General features: G+C 51.6%; 16 protein-coding genes and 1 tRNA gene. 2 read left to right on the top strand and 15 right to left on the bottom strand.

The annotated features are described in order from the left end of the window. Nucleotides 1-2: 2 nt before the first annotated feature. Nucleotides 3-3,263, top strand: a complete 3,261-nt coding sequence (locus tag A4Z71_RS02855) for a DNA polymerase III subunit alpha (protein ID WP_070954446.1) — start codon at nt 3-5, stop codon at nt 3,261-3,263. A 43-nt stretch (nt 3,264-3,306) separates the two neighbouring features. Here A4Z71_RS02855 and A4Z71_RS02850 read toward each other — a convergent pair whose 3' ends face one another. Genes A4Z71_RS02850 through deoC form a run of 4 tightly spaced genes read right to left on the bottom strand, consistent with a single transcriptional unit; the run spans nt 3,307 to nt 6,449 of the window. Then, nucleotides 3,307-4,065: a Bax inhibitor-1/YccA family protein gene (locus A4Z71_RS02850; RefSeq protein WP_070954445.1), complete on the bottom strand. Its 759-nt coding sequence runs from the start codon at nt 4,063-4,065 to the stop codon at nt 3,307-3,309. Nucleotides 4,066-4,095: 30 nt separating this feature from the next. Next, the gene (locus A4Z71_RS02845) at nt 4,096-4,758 is read right to left on the bottom strand and encodes an alpha/beta hydrolase (protein ID WP_158512773.1); all 663 of its coding nucleotides are present in this window, start codon (nt 4,756-4,758) and stop codon (nt 4,096-4,098) included. Then, nucleotides 4,730-5,698 carry a ring-cleaving dioxygenase gene (locus A4Z71_RS02840; protein ID WP_070954444.1) on the bottom strand — a complete coding sequence of 323 codons (969 nt, stop codon included), beginning with the start codon at nt 5,696-5,698 and terminating at the stop codon, nt 4,730-4,732. Before A4Z71_RS02840 ends, A4Z71_RS02845 begins: the two co-directional genes overlap by 29 nt. 55 nt (nt 5,699-5,753) lie before the next feature. Then, complete coding sequence (gene deoC, locus A4Z71_RS02835; protein ID WP_070954443.1) at nt 5,754-6,449, bottom strand: deoxyribose-phosphate aldolase; 696 nt, start codon at nt 6,447-6,449, stop codon at nt 5,754-5,756. Nucleotides 6,450-6,471: 22 nt separating this feature from the next. On the opposite strand from deoC, the gene A4Z71_RS02830 reads away from it, so the two are divergent. Further along, nucleotides 6,472-6,696, top strand: a complete 225-nt coding sequence (locus A4Z71_RS02830) for a DUF167 domain-containing protein (RefSeq protein ID WP_070954442.1) — start codon at nt 6,472-6,474, stop codon at nt 6,694-6,696. Nucleotides 6,697-6,768: 72 nt separating this feature from the next. On the opposite strand, the gene A4Z71_RS02825 is transcribed toward A4Z71_RS02830, so the two are convergent. The 11 genes from A4Z71_RS02825 to A4Z71_RS02775 form a co-directional block, all read right to left on the bottom strand. After that, nucleotides 6,769-6,841: transfer RNA gene (locus tag A4Z71_RS02825), tRNA-Ala, on the bottom strand. Between the two features lie 26 nt (nt 6,842-6,867). Continuing rightward, nucleotides 6,868-7,242 carry a ribosome silencing factor gene (rsfS, locus tag A4Z71_RS02820; RefSeq protein ID WP_070954441.1) on the bottom strand — a complete coding sequence of 125 codons (375 nt, stop codon included), beginning with the start codon at nt 7,240-7,242 and terminating at the stop codon, nt 6,868-6,870. Between the two features lie 12 nt (nt 7,243-7,254). Next, nucleotides 7,255-8,061, bottom strand: a complete 807-nt coding sequence (locus tag A4Z71_RS02815; RefSeq protein ID WP_070954440.1) for a hypothetical protein — start codon at nt 8,059-8,061, stop codon at nt 7,255-7,257. Then, complete coding sequence (nadD, locus tag A4Z71_RS02810) at nt 8,058-8,639, bottom strand: nicotinate-nucleotide adenylyltransferase (RefSeq protein WP_084028487.1); 582 nt, start codon at nt 8,637-8,639, stop codon at nt 8,058-8,060. Before nadD ends, A4Z71_RS02815 begins: the two co-directional genes overlap by 4 nt. Before the next feature lie 11 nt (nt 8,640-8,650). Beyond that, nucleotides 8,651-8,836: a hypothetical protein gene (locus A4Z71_RS02805; RefSeq protein WP_070954438.1), complete on the bottom strand. Its 186-nt coding sequence runs from the start codon at nt 8,834-8,836 to the stop codon at nt 8,651-8,653. Nucleotides 8,837-8,864: 28 nt separating this feature from the next. Beyond that, nucleotides 8,865-10,112 carry a glutamate-5-semialdehyde dehydrogenase gene (locus tag A4Z71_RS02800; protein WP_070954437.1) on the bottom strand — a complete coding sequence of 416 codons (1,248 nt, stop codon included), beginning with the start codon at nt 10,110-10,112 and terminating at the stop codon, nt 8,865-8,867. 19 nt (nt 10,113-10,131) lie between these two features. After that, nucleotides 10,132-10,911: a glutamate 5-kinase gene (proB, locus tag A4Z71_RS02795; RefSeq protein ID WP_070954436.1), complete on the bottom strand. Its 780-nt coding sequence runs from the start codon at nt 10,909-10,911 to the stop codon at nt 10,132-10,134. An 8-nt stretch (nt 10,912-10,919) separates the two neighbouring features. Continuing rightward, on the bottom strand, nt 10,920-12,428 hold the full coding sequence (obgE, locus tag A4Z71_RS02790) for a GTPase ObgE (RefSeq protein WP_070954435.1): 1,509 nt from the start codon (nt 12,426-12,428) through the stop codon (nt 10,920-10,922). A gap of 66 nt (nt 12,429-12,494) precedes the next feature. Next, on the bottom strand, nt 12,495-12,746 hold the full coding sequence (gene rpmA, locus A4Z71_RS02785; RefSeq protein WP_070954434.1) for a 50S ribosomal protein L27: 252 nt from the start codon (nt 12,744-12,746) through the stop codon (nt 12,495-12,497). A 17-nt stretch (nt 12,747-12,763) separates the two neighbouring features. Then, nucleotides 12,764-13,072, bottom strand: coding sequence for a 50S ribosomal protein L21 (rplU, locus tag A4Z71_RS02780; protein WP_070954433.1), 309 nt, complete (start codon nt 13,070-13,072; stop codon nt 12,764-12,766). 99 nt (nt 13,073-13,171) lie between these two features. Beyond that, a complete protein-coding gene (locus A4Z71_RS02775; protein ID WP_084028394.1) occupies nt 13,172-15,574 on the bottom strand; it encodes an Rne/Rng family ribonuclease in 2,403 nt (800 codons plus the stop codon). Nucleotides 15,575-15,816 lie beyond the last annotated feature (242 nt).

Here is a 15,816-nt window from a genome sequence, read left to right as displayed (position 1 = left end):
CCATGAGCTTTGTGCACCTAAACGTCAGCTCAGCATTCTCCGGCCACTACGGCGTAACCAGACCCGAACTAATCGCCGAGGCTGCCGCTACTCAATTTCGCGCCTTGGCAATCACCGATCGCGATGGCCTTTACGGGGCAATAAAACACATTGCAGCCTGCCTGCACTTCGGCATCGTGCCAATAGTAGGTGTCAATCTTGCTATCACCGATGAAGAAGGCTTGAGCCTTGGTCGCTGCGTAATCTTGGCTCACGGCCAGAACCGCGGTGTGGGTTGGCGAAAACTTTGTCAGCTAATCTCTGAAGCACACCAAAACCAACGCACTAAAGCAATTGCTATTTCACGCAGTCGGCTGGCTGAAATAATCGGCGAAGATGGCGGCCTAACTATATTGCTGGGCAACGAAACAGATGTCGGCACCGCGGTACTGAACGATCAGGCTAAAACGGCAAAGCTACTGCTGACCAAATGGGCCAGCCTATTTCAGGCCCGAGCCAGCCTGGCAATAGAAATTACCAGTCACCTCACCGAGCCGAAAAGTAAATATTCAACTGAGCAGGCTGCTCGAATGCTGCAATTAGCCGATGCCTTTCAATTACCGGCGGTGCTAACCAACGCGGTTAGATACCTAACCCCCGATGAAGCTCTCACCGCAGACATCCTCGATGCCGCCAGAATGCTGGCGCCATTAGGCGAATTTGAGGGGCAAGCAAATGCGCAAGCTTGGTTGAAGCCGACTACAGACATGCAAAATCTGGCTGCCGAGATTTGCGAAGATACCGACCGAACTAAACGGCTCTTGTCTGATACCGAGCAATTAGCCAATTTATGCGGGTTAGACCCGGCAAAAGACTGCGACTGGGGAAAACCAAAAACCCCAGAAAAAGAATTGCTCGGAATCACCGATAACCCTTTCGAGGTGCTCTGGCAAAAGACACACTCGGCAATCAATCTGCGCTATCCAACTGCCAAACAAAACCAACTACTGCAGGTGACTCACCGCCTAAATCAAGAACTCATCACCATCAATCAATTGGGCTTTGCAACTTATTTTTTGACTGTTGCCGATGTTGCTCAGATGATTCGTGACATGAACATCAGGCTGGCTGCACGAGGCTCGGGTGCGGGGTCCCTGGTCAACTATCTGCTAGGAATCAGCTCAGTAGATCCGGTTGAGCACGATCTGCTATTTGAACGGTTTCTAAGCACCGAAAGATCATCGCTACCCGATATCGACATCGATGTTGAATCGGCCAGAAGACACGACATTTACCGGGCTATTTTCAAACGCTACGGTTCAGAACGAGTAACCCTGCTCTCTATGCAAAATAAATACCGCGGTCGCGGGGCGATGCGTGACAGCGGCTTGGCGCTTGGCCTCGATGAGGAAGAGATTGACGAGATTGCCAAAAACATGTGGCGCTTCAGCGCGCGTTCGTTCAGAAGTGCTCTCGAGAAGAAGCCCGAACTTGCTGAAATGGCAAAGCAGGTAGAACAAGATCGAAAACTAAACCTTTTAGTCGATCTAACCGAACGCCTAGATCGAATTCCGAGACACATATCGATGCATCCGTGCGGAGTTATCTTAGGAAACCAACAGTTGCTGTCGCTGACCCCGGTTGAGCCGAGCGGCATGGGCTTGCCGATGAGTCAGTTTGATAAAGACGACATGGACCCGATGGGCATGCTCAAACTTGATGTTCTCGGGGTGCGAATGCAAAGCGCGATGGCATATGCAATCAGCGAGATTGAACGCACCCGCAAGGTGCGCATCGATTTAGACAGCATTCGCAAAGATGACGAAGAAACTTTTCGACAGATTCGAACCACCAACACCTTAGGAATATTTCAAATCGAAAGCCCGGGGCAACGCGAATTAACCGGCAAACATCAACCAACCGAATTCAATGACCTAACGATACAAATTTCTCTGTTCCGTCCCGGCCCCATGAAGGGCAACATGATTGCCCCCTATCTTGATGGTCGCCACGGTTTCGCCAAACCGCACTACATTCATCCAGATTTAGAACCAATTCTTCGAGAAACCTACGGAGTTGTAATTTTTCACGAACACGTCTTGAAAATTTTTAAGACCATGACCGGCTGCTCGCTAGCCAGGGCTGATGAGCTACGTAGATCGCTAGAAAACCCGAGGCTAAAACCTCAAATTGAGCAATTTTTTCGAGAAAAAGGTGCGCTGCACGGCTATAGCACCGAGGTAATCAACGAGGTATGGCAAATACTCGAAGGATTTAGCAGTTTCGGCTTCTGTAAAGCACACGGAGCCGCATTTGCCTTACCCACATATCAGAGCGCTTGGTTGAAAACCCACTACCCCACCGAATTTCTAGCCGGCCTGTTTACCCATGATCCGGGAATGTACCCTAAACGTTTGCTGCTGGCCGAAGCCCGGCGATTAGGCGTAAAAATCCTGCCAATCGATATCAATCAAAGCAGCACCGAATATCGTGTTGTTTCAGCTCCGCGAAAAACTACCGACCCTAATGAGCCCGATATCGGCATCCGGTTAGCACTTACCGAAATTCAAGGTGTCAGCGAAGCCGAAATAAAGCGAATAATCAGCAATCAACCCTTTGATAGCCTTGCCGATTTCTATCTTCGAGCTAAGCCTTCGAGACGCACCTTTGAGCGGCTTGCCTTGCTGGGTGCCTTTGATGAATTAGCCAAACAATCTGGCGATGTTACCCGAGGCGACGTGTTGGCCAGAGTGCGACAGCTCAACGCAATAAAAAACAGACCTACCTTCGAGGGCAATAGTGCTCTTGATTTCACGGTGCTCGAACAATTGCCAACCGGCAATGCCGATTTTGATTCGGCAACCAAGGTTCAGCACGAACTCGAGCTAGCCAAACTTGACTTTAGCGAACACCTAATCGAGCAGTTTCGCCCAATGCTCGACGATTTGGGGGTTGTGCACTCAAGCGAGTTGGCCAAACTTAGAAATAAAACCGATGTTTTGGTAGCCGGGGTTCGTGTAGCAACACAAACCCCACCAATGCGTTCGGGCAAAAGAGTAGTTTTCATCACCCTGGATGACGGTTACGGCTGCAGTGATGCAACTTTCTTCGATGAGGCCCAAAAACGCGCTAGCCACATCCTGTTCAATAATCGACTACTGGTTATTGCCGGTAAAACTAGGCGAACCGGAGTAAATGGGGTCTCGCTGATGGCAGAAAATGCCTGGGATTTACGAGAGCTTTGGCGGCAATGGCAGCAAAAGAAAGACCCCTTGGCTTCATAACCAAGGGGTCTTTTTTTCAACTCAGGTAGAGCAGTAGGAGGCTTTAGTCCTGGTTGAAAATGGCTAGCAGTCGAATAATTTCGACGTATAGCCAAATCAGTGAGGCGGTGAGACCAAAAGCTGCACGCCACTCATTTTCAACCGGGAGACCCTCGCGAGAACCAACGATGATGGCCTCAAAATCAAGATTGAGGGTGAATGCGGCTAGGCCCACACCAACTAGTGCTACTAACCAACCAAATTGGCTGGTATAAATTCCGCCGTTACCGGAGAACATTGCAAAGCCCAGATTAACCAGAGCAAAGATGCCATAGCCAATTAGAGCGAAGGTCATCACGCGAGTGAAGCGAGCGTTGACTTTGATCCAGCCAAAGCGATAGGCCGCAAACATTGCACCGGCGGTAGCGAAGGTAGCCACAACAGCGCTCTGCACGATACCCGGATAAGCAGCTTCCAAAATTGAACTAATTGCACCTAAAAAGACACCCTGGACCGCGGCGTAAGCCACGATGACTGCAGGACGAACCTTCTTCGAAAACGATGCCCAGAGGCCGAGACCCAAACCAACCAGCATTGCTGGGAAAAGCAGCGCGGTAAGACCCATGAACCAGGTGATACCGGCTGTGGCCAAAACAACTAGGAATAGCCCAAATACCTTGCCGGCAGTGCCTTCAACGGTCATTTTGGCCGAGGATGTGATGCGAGAGAATTCTGCGTCAACAACCGACTGATCGGTTGAGCGAGCCTCTTCAACACCGGTTTGCATAGCGCGGTTGAAAACTGGGTTGTGTGAAATAGCCACGGTTTTCCTTTCTTGAGTTACTAGCAGAGCCTAGTTGCTCGAAGTGTATGCAAGTTGTCTGTTAATTTCCTGAACATGATCGAGAACTATGGTGTGACCGCCGGAGTGCTCTAGATACTGGACTTCGGCCCCAAAAGACTCAAGTTCGTCAATCATCTGGCGGGTTTTTTCGATCGGCGAATATCCGTCTACCGCCCCGTTGGCAATCCAAACTTTTTTTCCGGCCAGTGAAGGTTGAGCTGGTGACTTGGCAAAACTCTTTGTGGTCCCAAATGCAATAACTCCAGCCAGCTGTTCTGGGTGCAGTAGCAAAAAGGCGCCCGCGGTATTAGCTCCGTTCGAGAAACCAACCGCATAAACCTTTGACCGGTCGAATTGGTATTCGTCGGCCGCTGCCGATAACCAAGCGCTGAGGTCCTCGACGTTATCGATGATCGATTGTTCGTCGAAACTGCCATCCGCGAAACGAACGAAGAAGCGGTTCATCCCGTGTTCTGAAACTAGGCCACGAACCGACAGCAGATTAGCTGAGGGCATCAACGCAGTGCCAAGATTTAGCAAATCGTACTCGTCTGCTCCAGTGCCGTGCAGCAGTAGCAGTGTGGGTGCCTGCTTTGGATTTTCGGATGGTCGCCACACGTGTGGGCGGCTTAGACCTCGAGGATCAATTTGCTGATTCAACCTGGTACTCACTCTCGGTAATTTCAATCTTGGGTAATACTGCCTGAATCTGCTCTCTGCTTGGCTCTAACCAAGGCGGCAATTTGAGCGAACGCCCAAGTTCTAACAAAGGTTCGTCGATATCAAATCCTGGTGTGTCGGTAGCAATTTCAAACAACACCCCGCCCGGTTCGCGGAAGTAGATGCTCTTGAAGTATTGACGGTCCAAAATTTCGGTCACTCGAACACCCCTGGACTGAAGTTCGTGCTGCCAAAGTGTCATGGTGTCTAAATCCGGAGCACGAAACGCTACGTGGTGAACGGTTCCTCCAGCTTGCAAGCCACGCTGGCTTCGCTCGGCGGAAAGTTCGACTAGGGCGCCGCTGGCACCCTCATCCATGGCAAAGCGAGCAGCACCCGCCCCCTCCTGGTCCAATTCCATGCCCAATAGTTCAGTCAGCATGGCGCTGGTCGGGTCAAAATTTGCCTCGCTCATGGTCACCGAGTGAAGACCACGAACGGCGTGCTCCATCGGGATCGAGGCAACACCATCCCAGCCACTGCGTAAGTCACCCTCAGTTCCAACCAATAGCAGTTTCATCCCATCGGGGTCTCTGAGCTCAATTGCATCGCTGCCATCGAACTGCCTTTGCAGCTGTGCCGGAACACCGATTCGAGCGAGGTGATTTTGCCACCAGCCCAGCGACTCGGCAGGAACACTGAAAGCTGTCGCCGTCGTTAGCCCGTAGCCCTCGCGCCCGGGGGCTACGTCTGGCCAGGGGAAGAAAGTCATTATGCTTGCCGGACGCCCGGCTTCGTCGCCGTAATAGAGATGCCAAACATTTGGGGCGTCAAAATTGACGGTTTGTTTGATCAGCCGTAAACCCAACACCTTGGTATAGAAATCTACATTTCGCTGTGGATTGCCAGCGATAGCGGTAACGTGGTGCAGTCCATTTGGCCTGATACCCATGAGTTCTCCTAACGACATTTCTTTGTGCAGTTAAGTAAACCCCCACTTGACTAAATTATTCCGCTTTTTCTAAAAACTCAGCAAGGATTGCCTCGGTCGCGGAAGAGCCGGACCTAGAAACGCCTGCATCCATGAAATCAATTAGCTGATCGAGGGTTCGAACTCCCCCGGAAGACTTCACCTTGAGTCGGTCGCCCACGGTAGCTTTCATCAATTGGATGTTGTGCAGGGTGGCACCTTCGCTGGCAAAACCGGTGGATGTCTTGACGTAATCGGCACCGGCAGCTTCGGTCAACTGGCAGGCTTTGATTACTAAGTCATCGTTCAAAAATGCAGTTTCAAAAATTACCTTGACCGAAACACCTTTCGAGTGGGCAGCTTCGGCGACAGCACGAATGTCTTCTTCCACAAACGCAAAATCTCCGGATAGCAATGCGGAAATATTCAAAACCATGTCCACCTCGGTTGCTCCATTTTGAATCGCGTCCTGCGTCTCAAAAACTTTGGTAGCTGTGGTTACGCTGCCGTGCGGGAATCCAATTACGGTGCATACAGCTACATCGCTTCCGGCCAGTAATTTAGCCGCTTTGGCAACGTCCATCGGGCGGATGCAAAGCGATGCGGTATTGAACTTGAGCGCCACCTCGGCACCATTTTCCACGTCGCTATAGCGGTGATCTGGCTTGAGAATCGAGTGGTCAATTGTGCGAGCAACTTGCTCAAAGGTGTATCCGCGATAGGTAGCTGTCATGAGTTCAGTCTATGTTTGAAACATGCGGGTTTCGGTCAAAGTTAAGCCGGGTTCAAAAAAGGGGCCTCTGGTAGAAACCGATGAAGACGGCAGCTTGATAGTTTTCTTGCGTGAACGAGCGGTCGACGGCGCTGCAAATGAGGCGCTGGTAAAAACTTTGGCAAAACACTTCGAAACTCGATCAGCGAACATAACCATTGAAAGTGGGCACTCTTCGCGCCTGAAAAGAGTTCGAATCGAAGAATAGACACAGATGTTCGGCCTAGCCAAGGGCAGCACCGAGCTTAAGCAAAAAACCCGCCGAAGCGGGTTTTTTTCGTGGACCTGAGGGGACTTGAACCCCTGACCCCCTGCATGCCATGCAGGTGCGCTACCAGCTGCGCCACAGGCCCTCGTTAGGTAACTGGAACAGTTTACATCAAACTGAGCCGCTGGAAACCATGTCTAGGGCAATAACCGGGCAATCTTTCCAAAGGCGCTCTAGCGAGTAGTACATGCGGTCTTCTTCGTGCATTACGTGAACAACCACATCGCCAAAATCTAGCAGAACCCACCTGCCTCCAGCCTTTCCTTCAGCACGAAGCAACTTTTGACCGGCCTGTAGCAGTTTCTCTTCGATGCCATCTGCAATCGCAGAAACCTGACGTTCATTGCGCCCTGAAGCCAATAAGAAAATGTCGGTTAGCGGCATAAAGCCTGAAACATCTAGCGCGACAAGATTTTCGGCGATTTTATCGGCCGCAGCATTAGCGGCGATGGTTGCAATTTTTATAGCATTTGGATGAGCGGTCACAGTTTCCTTAGGTTAGAGCAGGCCCAGCATGTATGCGCCAATGATTACCGAACCAACCGCGACGATTAGCACCGACGCAGTCAAGACAGCAAAAATTTGATTTTGGCCACGGGCCAATTTTGAGGGCAAGATACCTAGCTTGCCGCTTGAGTTAACCACGCCGCTGGCCCGCAGTGGGGCAACCGAGGATACAAAACCGGCGGCCGCATCCTGAGCGATTGCTTCATCAACCAAATTGGCATCGCGAACCAACGCAATTTCGCCGGTATTGGTGCTCATCTTGGGCAGTTCAATCGAGCCGGTTTTTAGAAATTCGGAATTTTCGCCAATCGGAATCGTCAGATTGACTAAGTCATCGACTCGATCAACCACTATTGAGGCTGTCGTTGGCTCGACAATGAGGTTAGGCGAAATCTCGAATAAGTTGTTTTGCTGGGTAATTGGCTCTTCGGCTTCCGCTAGTACGTTATCGAAACTAGCGAAACTTTCGGGAGAACCCTGCGTTTGCGCGACGTTTTCAGGAACCGTTTGAGAAATAGCGGCAACACCAAAATCAGAGATACCAGCATTTTGTTCTTCTTCAAATAGCGCTGCAATCAATTCGGCATCAAAATCTCGTTGCTGCACAATCTCATTGAGTGCTGTGTTCAAACCAACCACCTCAATGGGGCTTGCTAGCTGGGACGACTGCTCAACCATCGAATCTGATGAGACCGGCTGCGAAACTTCGGAATCGGCAAAAGATTGCGGCGCCGCAGAAGCCCAATTTTTTTCCGCTTCACGTCTGGCACGACGCGAGCTAAATGACAAATCGCTCACCAGACCTCCCGATAAAGATTTGTTTTGGCTATGTATTGAACAATACCGTCAGGCACAAGGTACCAAATTGGTCGATTTTCTCTAACTCTCGAGCGAATATCGGTCGATGAAATTGCCATGGCTGGAATCTCCAGGATTGGCACCCGGTCAGCCACCTCAGCGGGAAGTTTGAAGTCATGCCCGGGCCGGGTTACGGCAACAAAATTAGCTAGCTCTAAAATATCTGGGTACTGATGCCAAGTGGACAAATTTGAAACTGCATCTGCGCCGGTGATGAAAAAGAGTTTGGCATCGGGATAGGTTTCGCCGAGTTCGCGCAAAGTATCAGCCGTGAAACTTGGCCCTTGGCGGTCGATTTCGACCCTGGAGACGCTAAATCTAGGATTGCCAGCTGTTGCAATGACGGTCATCAAATAGCGATGCTCAGCTGGGGCAAAATCCGTTTTTTGGTATGAGTCGTTAGTTGGGACAAAGATTACTTCGTCAAGGCCTAGAGCGGCCGCCGCCTCACTCGCAGCCACCAGATGGCCATTGTGAATTGGGTCGAAAGTTCCACCCATCACCCCGAGGCGACGCATGCCCATGAAAATTAGTGGTGCGCGTTGTTAGATGTCTTGTGGTCGTGACGGTTAGCAACATCGCGGTAAGACCAGGTAATTGCACCAAGCAAAAGAAACACTGACATTGCAATGACGCCAAAGAGAATTGCTGGGAATGGAAGCTCGAGGTAAACCTCGTGGCCGGTTTCTGCGGCATTTGCTAGTAGCTGGTGCATTTTTCTCCTAAGTCACTTCAAGAATAGTCTAAACGCGGACCTGGCCGGAGCCACGCACCAACCACTTAGTGGTGGTTAGTTCGGGCAACCCCATTGGGCCTCGGGCGTGAAGTTTTTGGGTCGAGATACCAACCTCAGCACCAAAGCCGAATTCGCCTCCATCGGTAAATCTGGTTGAGGCATTAACCATCACGGTCGAGGCATCAACTTCAGCCAAGAACCTCTCGGCATTGGCGACATTCTCGGTGATGATCGATTCGGTGTGCTTGGTTGAATATTTTGAAATGTGCTCGAGCGCCTCATCCAGTGAGTCGACAACTCGGACCGAAATATCTAGGTCATGCCACTCGGTAGCAAAATCTTGTTCAGTTGCCGGGATGGTAGCGAAGAAGTTGGCCGCGGTGGTCTCATCCCCGTGAACACGAACGCCCGATTCGGCGAGCCGATCTAAAATCGCGGGCAAAAGACGATCGACAGCTGCCTTGTGCACCAAAACAGTCTCGACAGCGTTGCAAACCGAGGGACGCGAAACTTTTGCGTTGTGAACAATTTCAACGGCCCAATCGAGACGAGCGGACTCATCGACGAAAATGTGTACCACTCCATCGCCGGTTTGGATTACCGGAACTTTGGCTTCGGTGACGACTTGTTGAATCAGGCCAGCACCGCCGCGTGGAATCAGTACATCGATAAGACCGACAGCGCGCATCATTTCAAGACCGCCATCGCGACCGAATTCATCGACCGACTGCACAACATCGCTGCTTAGGCCGACCTGGGCAAGTGCATCTTGCAGGAGTTTTACCAAGACACGGTTGGTGCTTTCTGCTGCACTGCCGCCGCGAAGAACTACAGCGTTGCCGCTCTTGATTGCCAACGTGGCAATGTCGATGGTGACATTCGGGCGGGCTTCGTAAATTACCCCAACCACACCAAGCGGAACTCGTACCTGAGCCAACTTCAAACCATTTGGCAAAGTCATGCCGCGGATTACTTCACCAATTGGGTCTTGCAGTCCGACAACATTTCGAGCTGCCTCAGAAATCGCCATGATTCTTTGACTGTTCAGACGCAGTCGATCTTGCAAGCTCTCAGACATTCCATTTGCTGCCTCGCGTGCCAAGTCAATTTCATTAGCGCGGATGATTTCTTCAGATCGCTCGATTAACAAATCGGCAATCTTGCTGAGTGCGGCATTTTTCTGCAAAGTTGTCGCCTGAGCCAGCGAAGAATACGCCGACTTGGCTAATTTCATTTTGTCGATAGCTGAAATCATGTGACTAGCCTAACCCTGACTAATTTTTGCCCTGAAACCACGTGCCCACGGCTTCACCATTGAGCGCCGCAGCAACATTGTCTGCACTGGTCAACAACACTGAGACTGAGCAGTCGGCTGCAGTGGAGGCCGCGCCTATTTTTGTGACTGCCCCGCCAGTTCCGACCGAGCTTGAGCTGCCACCAACCTGAATCGAAGATAGATCTTGGCCGTAGGCGACATAGTCAACCTTTTGAGCTCCCGGTAACTCGGGTGGCATTGTGTAGAGGGCATCAATGTCACTGAGCAGAATCAGAGCGTCTGCCTCAACCAAAATTGCCACCAGAGCAGCCAAACGATCATTGTCGCCGAAACGAATTTCTGAGGTTGCCACAGTGTCGTTTTCGTTCACAATCGGCAATACCTTTAGCGACACCAAAGTATCCAGGGCTGCTTTCGCATTTGCCCGGGTTTCCGCCTGTTCAAAATCTCCCGCGGTTAGCAAAACCTGTCCGGCGATGATCGAATACTTATCTAGTGCCTGCTGATAGCGAACCATCAGGCGGCTTTGCCCAATTGCAGCCATAGCCTGGGAACCAGCCAGTTCCACTGGCCGCGAATTGAGACCAAATAGTGGCAACGCGGTAGCAATTGCACCAGAAGTGACCAAAATTATTTCGGCGCCGCGCTGGTGCGCCTGGGCAAGAGCATCCACCAGAACCGGCAGTTTTTGCTCATTTTCACCGGTTATCGAGGATGAACCCACTTTGACCACAATTCTTTTGGCCAAAGCAAGCTGTTTGCGATCAGTCAGAGTCAACTGTGTTCCTATTCGTCGTCTTCGTCGACCCAAATGCCGGCGATTCCCTCTTGGCGAAGTTCTTCACGGGCTCGAGTCTTCGCATCCATGCGTTCACGATACTCTTCACGACGCTCTTTGGTAGTTCGTCGATCGTTAGTGTCAAGTCGGGCATCTGAGCCTCTTGGGCCGGTAAGCAACTCGGCCGTTGAGCTAATCGTTGGCTCCCAGTCAAACACCACAGCGTTTCCAAGCCCGATGACAACTGTCGAACCTGCTACTGCCCCGGCTTTGAACAGTTCTTCTTCGACACCTAGCTTGGCCAGGCGATCACCAAGGTATCCAACAGCTTCCTCGTTTGAGAATTGGGTTTGAGCAACCCATCGCTCTGGCTTGGCGCCAATAATTCTGAAGAATTCACCGTCAGCGTTTGATTCTTTACGAATTTCAAACTTGGATTCGTCGCGACGCTGTTGCATAAGTTGAATTCGCGGCTTGACCGGCTCTGCCGCCTTTTGCTCGCGAGCTTCGCTGACCAATTGCGCCAAGGCAAAATTTAGCTCTTTCAATCCATCTTTGGCGATTGCCGAAATGATAAACACCTTGTAACCGCGAGCCTCTAAATCTGGCTGGACAAATTCTGCCAACTCGCGAGCCTCAGGCAAATCTGCTTTGTTTAGCGCGATCAATTGCGGACGCTCGGTGAGTGGCTTTTCGCCCTCTGGTACCTTGTAGGCAGCAAGTTCTTTCAATATCTTGTCGAGATCAGAAATTGGGTCGCGGTTCGGCTCTAGGGTTCCGCAGTCTAGGACGTGCAGCAGCGCGCTGCATCGTTCTACGTGTCGCAAAAATTGAAGACCTAGTCCCTTGCCCTCGCTGGCGCCCTCGATCAAGCCGGGAACATCGGCAATTGTGTAGCGCGTGTTGCCTGCTTGAACCACACCAAGGTTTGGGTGCAGGGTGGTGAAAGGGTAGTCGGCAATCTTTGGTCTAGCCGCGCTCATCGCAGCGATTAGCGAAGACTTTCCGGCACTTGGGTAGCCAACAAGAGCAACATCGGCCACGGTTTTAAGTTCGAGGATGATGTCGCCTCGCCAGCCCGGCACACCGAGCAGAGCGAATCCAGGTGCTTTGCGTTTGCGACTTGCCAACGCGGCGTTGCCCAAGCCACCAACTCCACCTTCGGCTACAACCAGTTCCATTCCTGGTTCATCAAGATCGGCGATTAGCTTTCCGTGCGCGTCTCTAACCACGGTGCCCACCGGCACCGGTAGCTTTACATCTTCACCCTTGGCACCATTTCTGAAATCGCCAGCTCCGTCGCCACCGTCGCCACCGCTGCGATGCGGATGAAAGTGATACTCGAGCAAAGTGGTCACGCTTGGGTCGGCCACCAAAGAAATGCTGCCGCCGTGGCCACCATCAGCACCATCTGGGCCACCAAGAGGCTTGAATTTTTCACGGTGGACCGAGACGCAGCCGTCGCCACCATCTCCGGCGCGCAAATGCAGAGTTACCTGATCTACGAAAGTAACCATGATTGCCTCCTTGGCAGAAAAACCGAAAGGCGAGCCAATGGCTCGCCTTTCGAAAGATTTTTGTGACTAAGCAGTCTCGATGTTGACTACTCGACGGCCACCCTTGGTTCCGAAAGCAACCGAGCCTGCGGCTAGAGCGAACAAAGTGTCGTCTTTTCCGCGACCAACGTTTGCGCCCGGGTGGAAGTGAGTGCCGCGCTGACGAACAAGAATTTCGCCTGCGTTGACTTCTTGACCTGCGTAACGCTTTACACCAAGACGCTGTGCGTTTGAATCACGACCGTTTCGGGTCGAGCTCACACCCTTTTTACTTGCCATTTGTGTTCAGCCTCTACTTACTTGATCTCGGTTACCTTGACACGGGTTAGATCGGCACGGAAACCCATGCGCTTCTTGTAACCGGTCTTGTTCTTGTACTTCTGAATAACGATCTTTGGGCCACGAAGGTCGTTTAGAACCTCGGCGGTGACCTTAACCTTGGCTAGCGCCTTGGCGTCGGTGGTGACTTTGTCGCCATCTACAAGCAACAGAGCAGGAAGCTCGATCTTGCCATTGGCGTCACCTTTAATACGGTCTAGAGTCACGATGGTGCCAACTGACACCTTCTCTTGACGACCGCCTGCACGGACTACTGCGTAAACCACGGATTTACCCTTTGTTCGAAAGTCTTAGATGTTGCTCTTGCGAATGGACAGCAGGCAACAGGGATTTAGTCTACATTGCCAACCGGCAAACGGTCAAACCTATTCAGCAGAAATATCTACAACCGGAGCACTCGCTGATGCTGTTGCTCGGCGCGGTTTCCGTTTTCCTTCTCCTGGGCCCTTTGGCTCAGGCAAGGCGTCGAGAACTGCTTCGAGAAGTTTCTCAGTTTTTTCAGGCAATTGCTGTTCAGCAACCGCATTGCCATTTGCATCTTTTAGGCTAGGCAGCTGAATTGGCGAAGGTTCGCCTGCCGCCTCATGTGCGGCAACGGTTGAGGCAGCAATCTTGGTGATTACCGAATTAATCTCAACGGCACGTTCGGGAGTGACAACCTTGGCCGGTTCGGGCTTGGAGTTTCGGTCACGGTTCTTCTTCGACTTTTGCGGTTTCGCATCCTCGTGAACGTGACTCTTAGATCTCATGATTGGTTCGTGGTGCACAATGACACCGCGGGACGCACAAGCCTCACAGGGCTCAGAGAAGGCTTCTAGAAGACCCAGGCCAAGTTTTTTACGAGTCATCTGAACCAGCCCCAGTGAGGTAACTTCAGCTACCTGGTGTTTGGTTCGGTCTCGGCTGAGGCATTCGATTAGGCGACGAAGCACCAGGTCTCGGTTCGATTCGAGAACCATGTCGATAAAGTCGACGACAATGATTCCGCCTATGTCGCGAAGTCGTAATTGACGAACGATTTCTTCGGCAGCTTCCAAGTTGTTTTTCGTGACGGTTTCTTCAAGATTCCCGCCTGAGCCCACAAACTTGCCGGTGTTAACGTCGACAACTGTCATTGCTTCAGTTCGGTCGATAACCAAAGAGCCGCCGCTTGGAAGGTAAACCTTGCGATCTAGCGCTTTAGAAATTTGCTCGCCAACGCGATAGGTGTCGAAGATGTCTTTATCGCCAGAGTATGCCTCGACACGCTCGAGCAAGTCTGGAGCAACCGACTTCAAATATTCTTCGATCGTGGCCCGCGCATCTTCACCCGAAATTACCATCCGCTGGAAGTCTTCATTGAAAACATCTCGCACAATCTTGACCAGCAAATCAGGCTCGCTGTGCAGCAGCACCGGAGCTTGGCCTTTCTCGACTTTCTGGCTAATTTCAGTCCATTGCTCCTGAAGTCGCTGTACGTCAAGCGTCAACTGCTCTTCCGTTGCACCCTCTGCCGCGGTGCGAACAATTACACCCGCATCTTCAGGCAAAATTTCTTTCAGAATCTTCTTTAGTCGGGCACGTTCTGAATCAGGAAGTTTGCGCGAGATTCCGTTCATCGAACCGTTTGGCACGTAAACCAGGTAGCGTCCCGGTAGCGAAACCTGACTGGTCAAACGGGCACCCTTTTGGCCAACCGGATCTTTGGTTACCTGAACCAAAACCTGGTCCCCCGACTTCAACGCCAATTCAATTCGACGCGGCTGGTTGCCAGTCTCGGCTAGTTCCCAATCGACCTCGCCCGAGTAGAGCACGGCGTTTCTGCCGCGACCAATATCAACGAAGGCAGCTTCCATCGATGGCAAAACGTTTTGAACTTTACCTAGGTAAACATTGCCTATCAGCGAGGCTTCGGCAGCCTTAGCTACATAGTGCTCAACCAGGATGCCGTCTTCAAGCACACCGATCTGGATTTTGCCGTCTTTCGAACGAACAATCATTGACCGGTCGACTGCCTCACGGCGAGCTAAAAATTCAGATTCTGTGATAACTGAGCGACGGCGCCCTGCGTCTCGGCCATCACGACGACGCTGTTTTTTTGCCTCGAGTCGAGTCGATCCTTTGACGCGTTGCGGCTCATTTGACGGCTCTTTTGGCTCGCGAGGGGCGCGCACTTTAACCACGGTGTTTGGTGCGACCTCTTTGACATCAACCTCTTCACCAGCGCGACGACGTGATCGACGACGAAGGTGTGATTCTGAAGCTTCGTCGGCAAGTGGCTTGCCGCGCTTGGCATCAATGACTGGAGTTGGCAGATCTGGTGCCATAAACATCAGCGATGTGGCGGACACTGGTGCCGGAGGGGTAATTGGGGAAGCAGAAACAGCCTCTTGCTCTTTGGCCTTGGCTTGGCGCTGACCGGATTTTTGCTCTGAGTCGGCAGATTTGCTTCGTTTTGACCGGTTTGAAGATTTTTCCGCCGACTTAGCTGCTGTCGTTTCAGAGTTATCAACCTCGGCGCTGGGCTTTTCAACTTCAGTGGCCGCAGCAACTTTTTTGACGGCCGGCTTGCGGGCCGGGGCCTTCGCGGCGGAAGCCTTTGCAGCAGGTTCTTTGGCTGCCGCGGAAGAATCTGAACCAGCAGATTTGCTTGCTCGTTTCGGTTTTTCGATGACTTCGGCAGGAGCCTGCTCTAAGACAGTATCGACAACTTTAGCGACGGTCTTTCGAATTCGACCGGTCGAAGTTTTTTTAGGTGCCGATGATTCAGTTTCGTTTTTCTTCACCATTTCTGGTGCACTCCAAGCTGCCCCGAAACTAGGCCACACGCTCTAGCCGCAAAGGGCTTAATTCTCTTTGCAACTTGCGATTACAAGATGCCAAACCTAATTGCGAGTAACCGTTTGTCTTCGCCACGCTGCCGAATGGTCTTATGCATGCTGCGAAATTGTTCTCGCTAAACCTTTAGTCGCGTTCGGGTGTGGTCCGTTTGCAACTTAGACCAGTATGGCACCTGAATCAGATAATTTCA

Source organism: Candidatus Rhodoluna planktonica, assembly GCF_001854225.1.
GTDB classification, from domain to species: domain Bacteria; phylum Actinomycetota; class Actinomycetes; order Actinomycetales; family Microbacteriaceae; genus Rhodoluna; species Rhodoluna planktonica.
The sequence above is the reverse complement of the archived record's forward strand: the minus strand, read 5'-3'. Positions and strand labels throughout refer to the sequence as shown.

Excerpts from the sequence above, each read along its gene's own strand:
- A4Z71_RS02855 (WP_070954446.1), top strand. The coding sequence starts at position 3 with ATGAGCTTTGTGCACCTAAACGTCAGCTCAGCATTCTCCGGCCACTAC.
- A4Z71_RS02840 (WP_070954444.1), bottom strand. The coding sequence starts at position 5,698 with ATGGGTATCAGGCCAAATGGACTGCACCACGTTACCGCTATCGCTGGC.
- deoC (WP_070954443.1), bottom strand. The coding sequence starts at position 6,449 with ATGACAGCTACCTATCGCGGATACACCTTTGAGCAAGTTGCTCGCACA.
- A4Z71_RS02830 (WP_070954442.1), top strand. The coding sequence starts at position 6,472 with ATGCGGGTTTCGGTCAAAGTTAAGCCGGGTTCAAAAAAGGGGCCTCTG.
- nadD (WP_084028487.1), bottom strand. The coding sequence starts at position 8,639 with ATGCGTCGCCTCGGGGTGATGGGTGGAACTTTCGACCCAATTCACAAT.
- A4Z71_RS02805 (WP_070954438.1), bottom strand. The coding sequence starts at position 8,836 with ATGCACCAGCTACTAGCAAATGCCGCAGAAACCGGCCACGAGGTTTAC.
- A4Z71_RS02800 (WP_070954437.1), bottom strand. The coding sequence starts at position 10,112 with ATGATTTCAGCTATCGACAAAATGAAATTAGCCAAGTCGGCGTATTCT.
- obgE (WP_070954435.1), bottom strand. The coding sequence starts at position 12,428 with ATGGTTACTTTCGTAGATCAGGTAACTCTGCATTTGCGCGCCGGAGAT.
- rpmA (WP_070954434.1), bottom strand. The coding sequence starts at position 12,746 with ATGGCAAGTAAAAAGGGTGTGAGCTCGACCCGAAACGGTCGTGATTCA.
- A4Z71_RS02775 (WP_084028394.1), bottom strand. The coding sequence starts at position 15,574 with ATGGTGAAGAAAAACGAAACTGAATCATCGGCACCTAAAAAAACTTCG.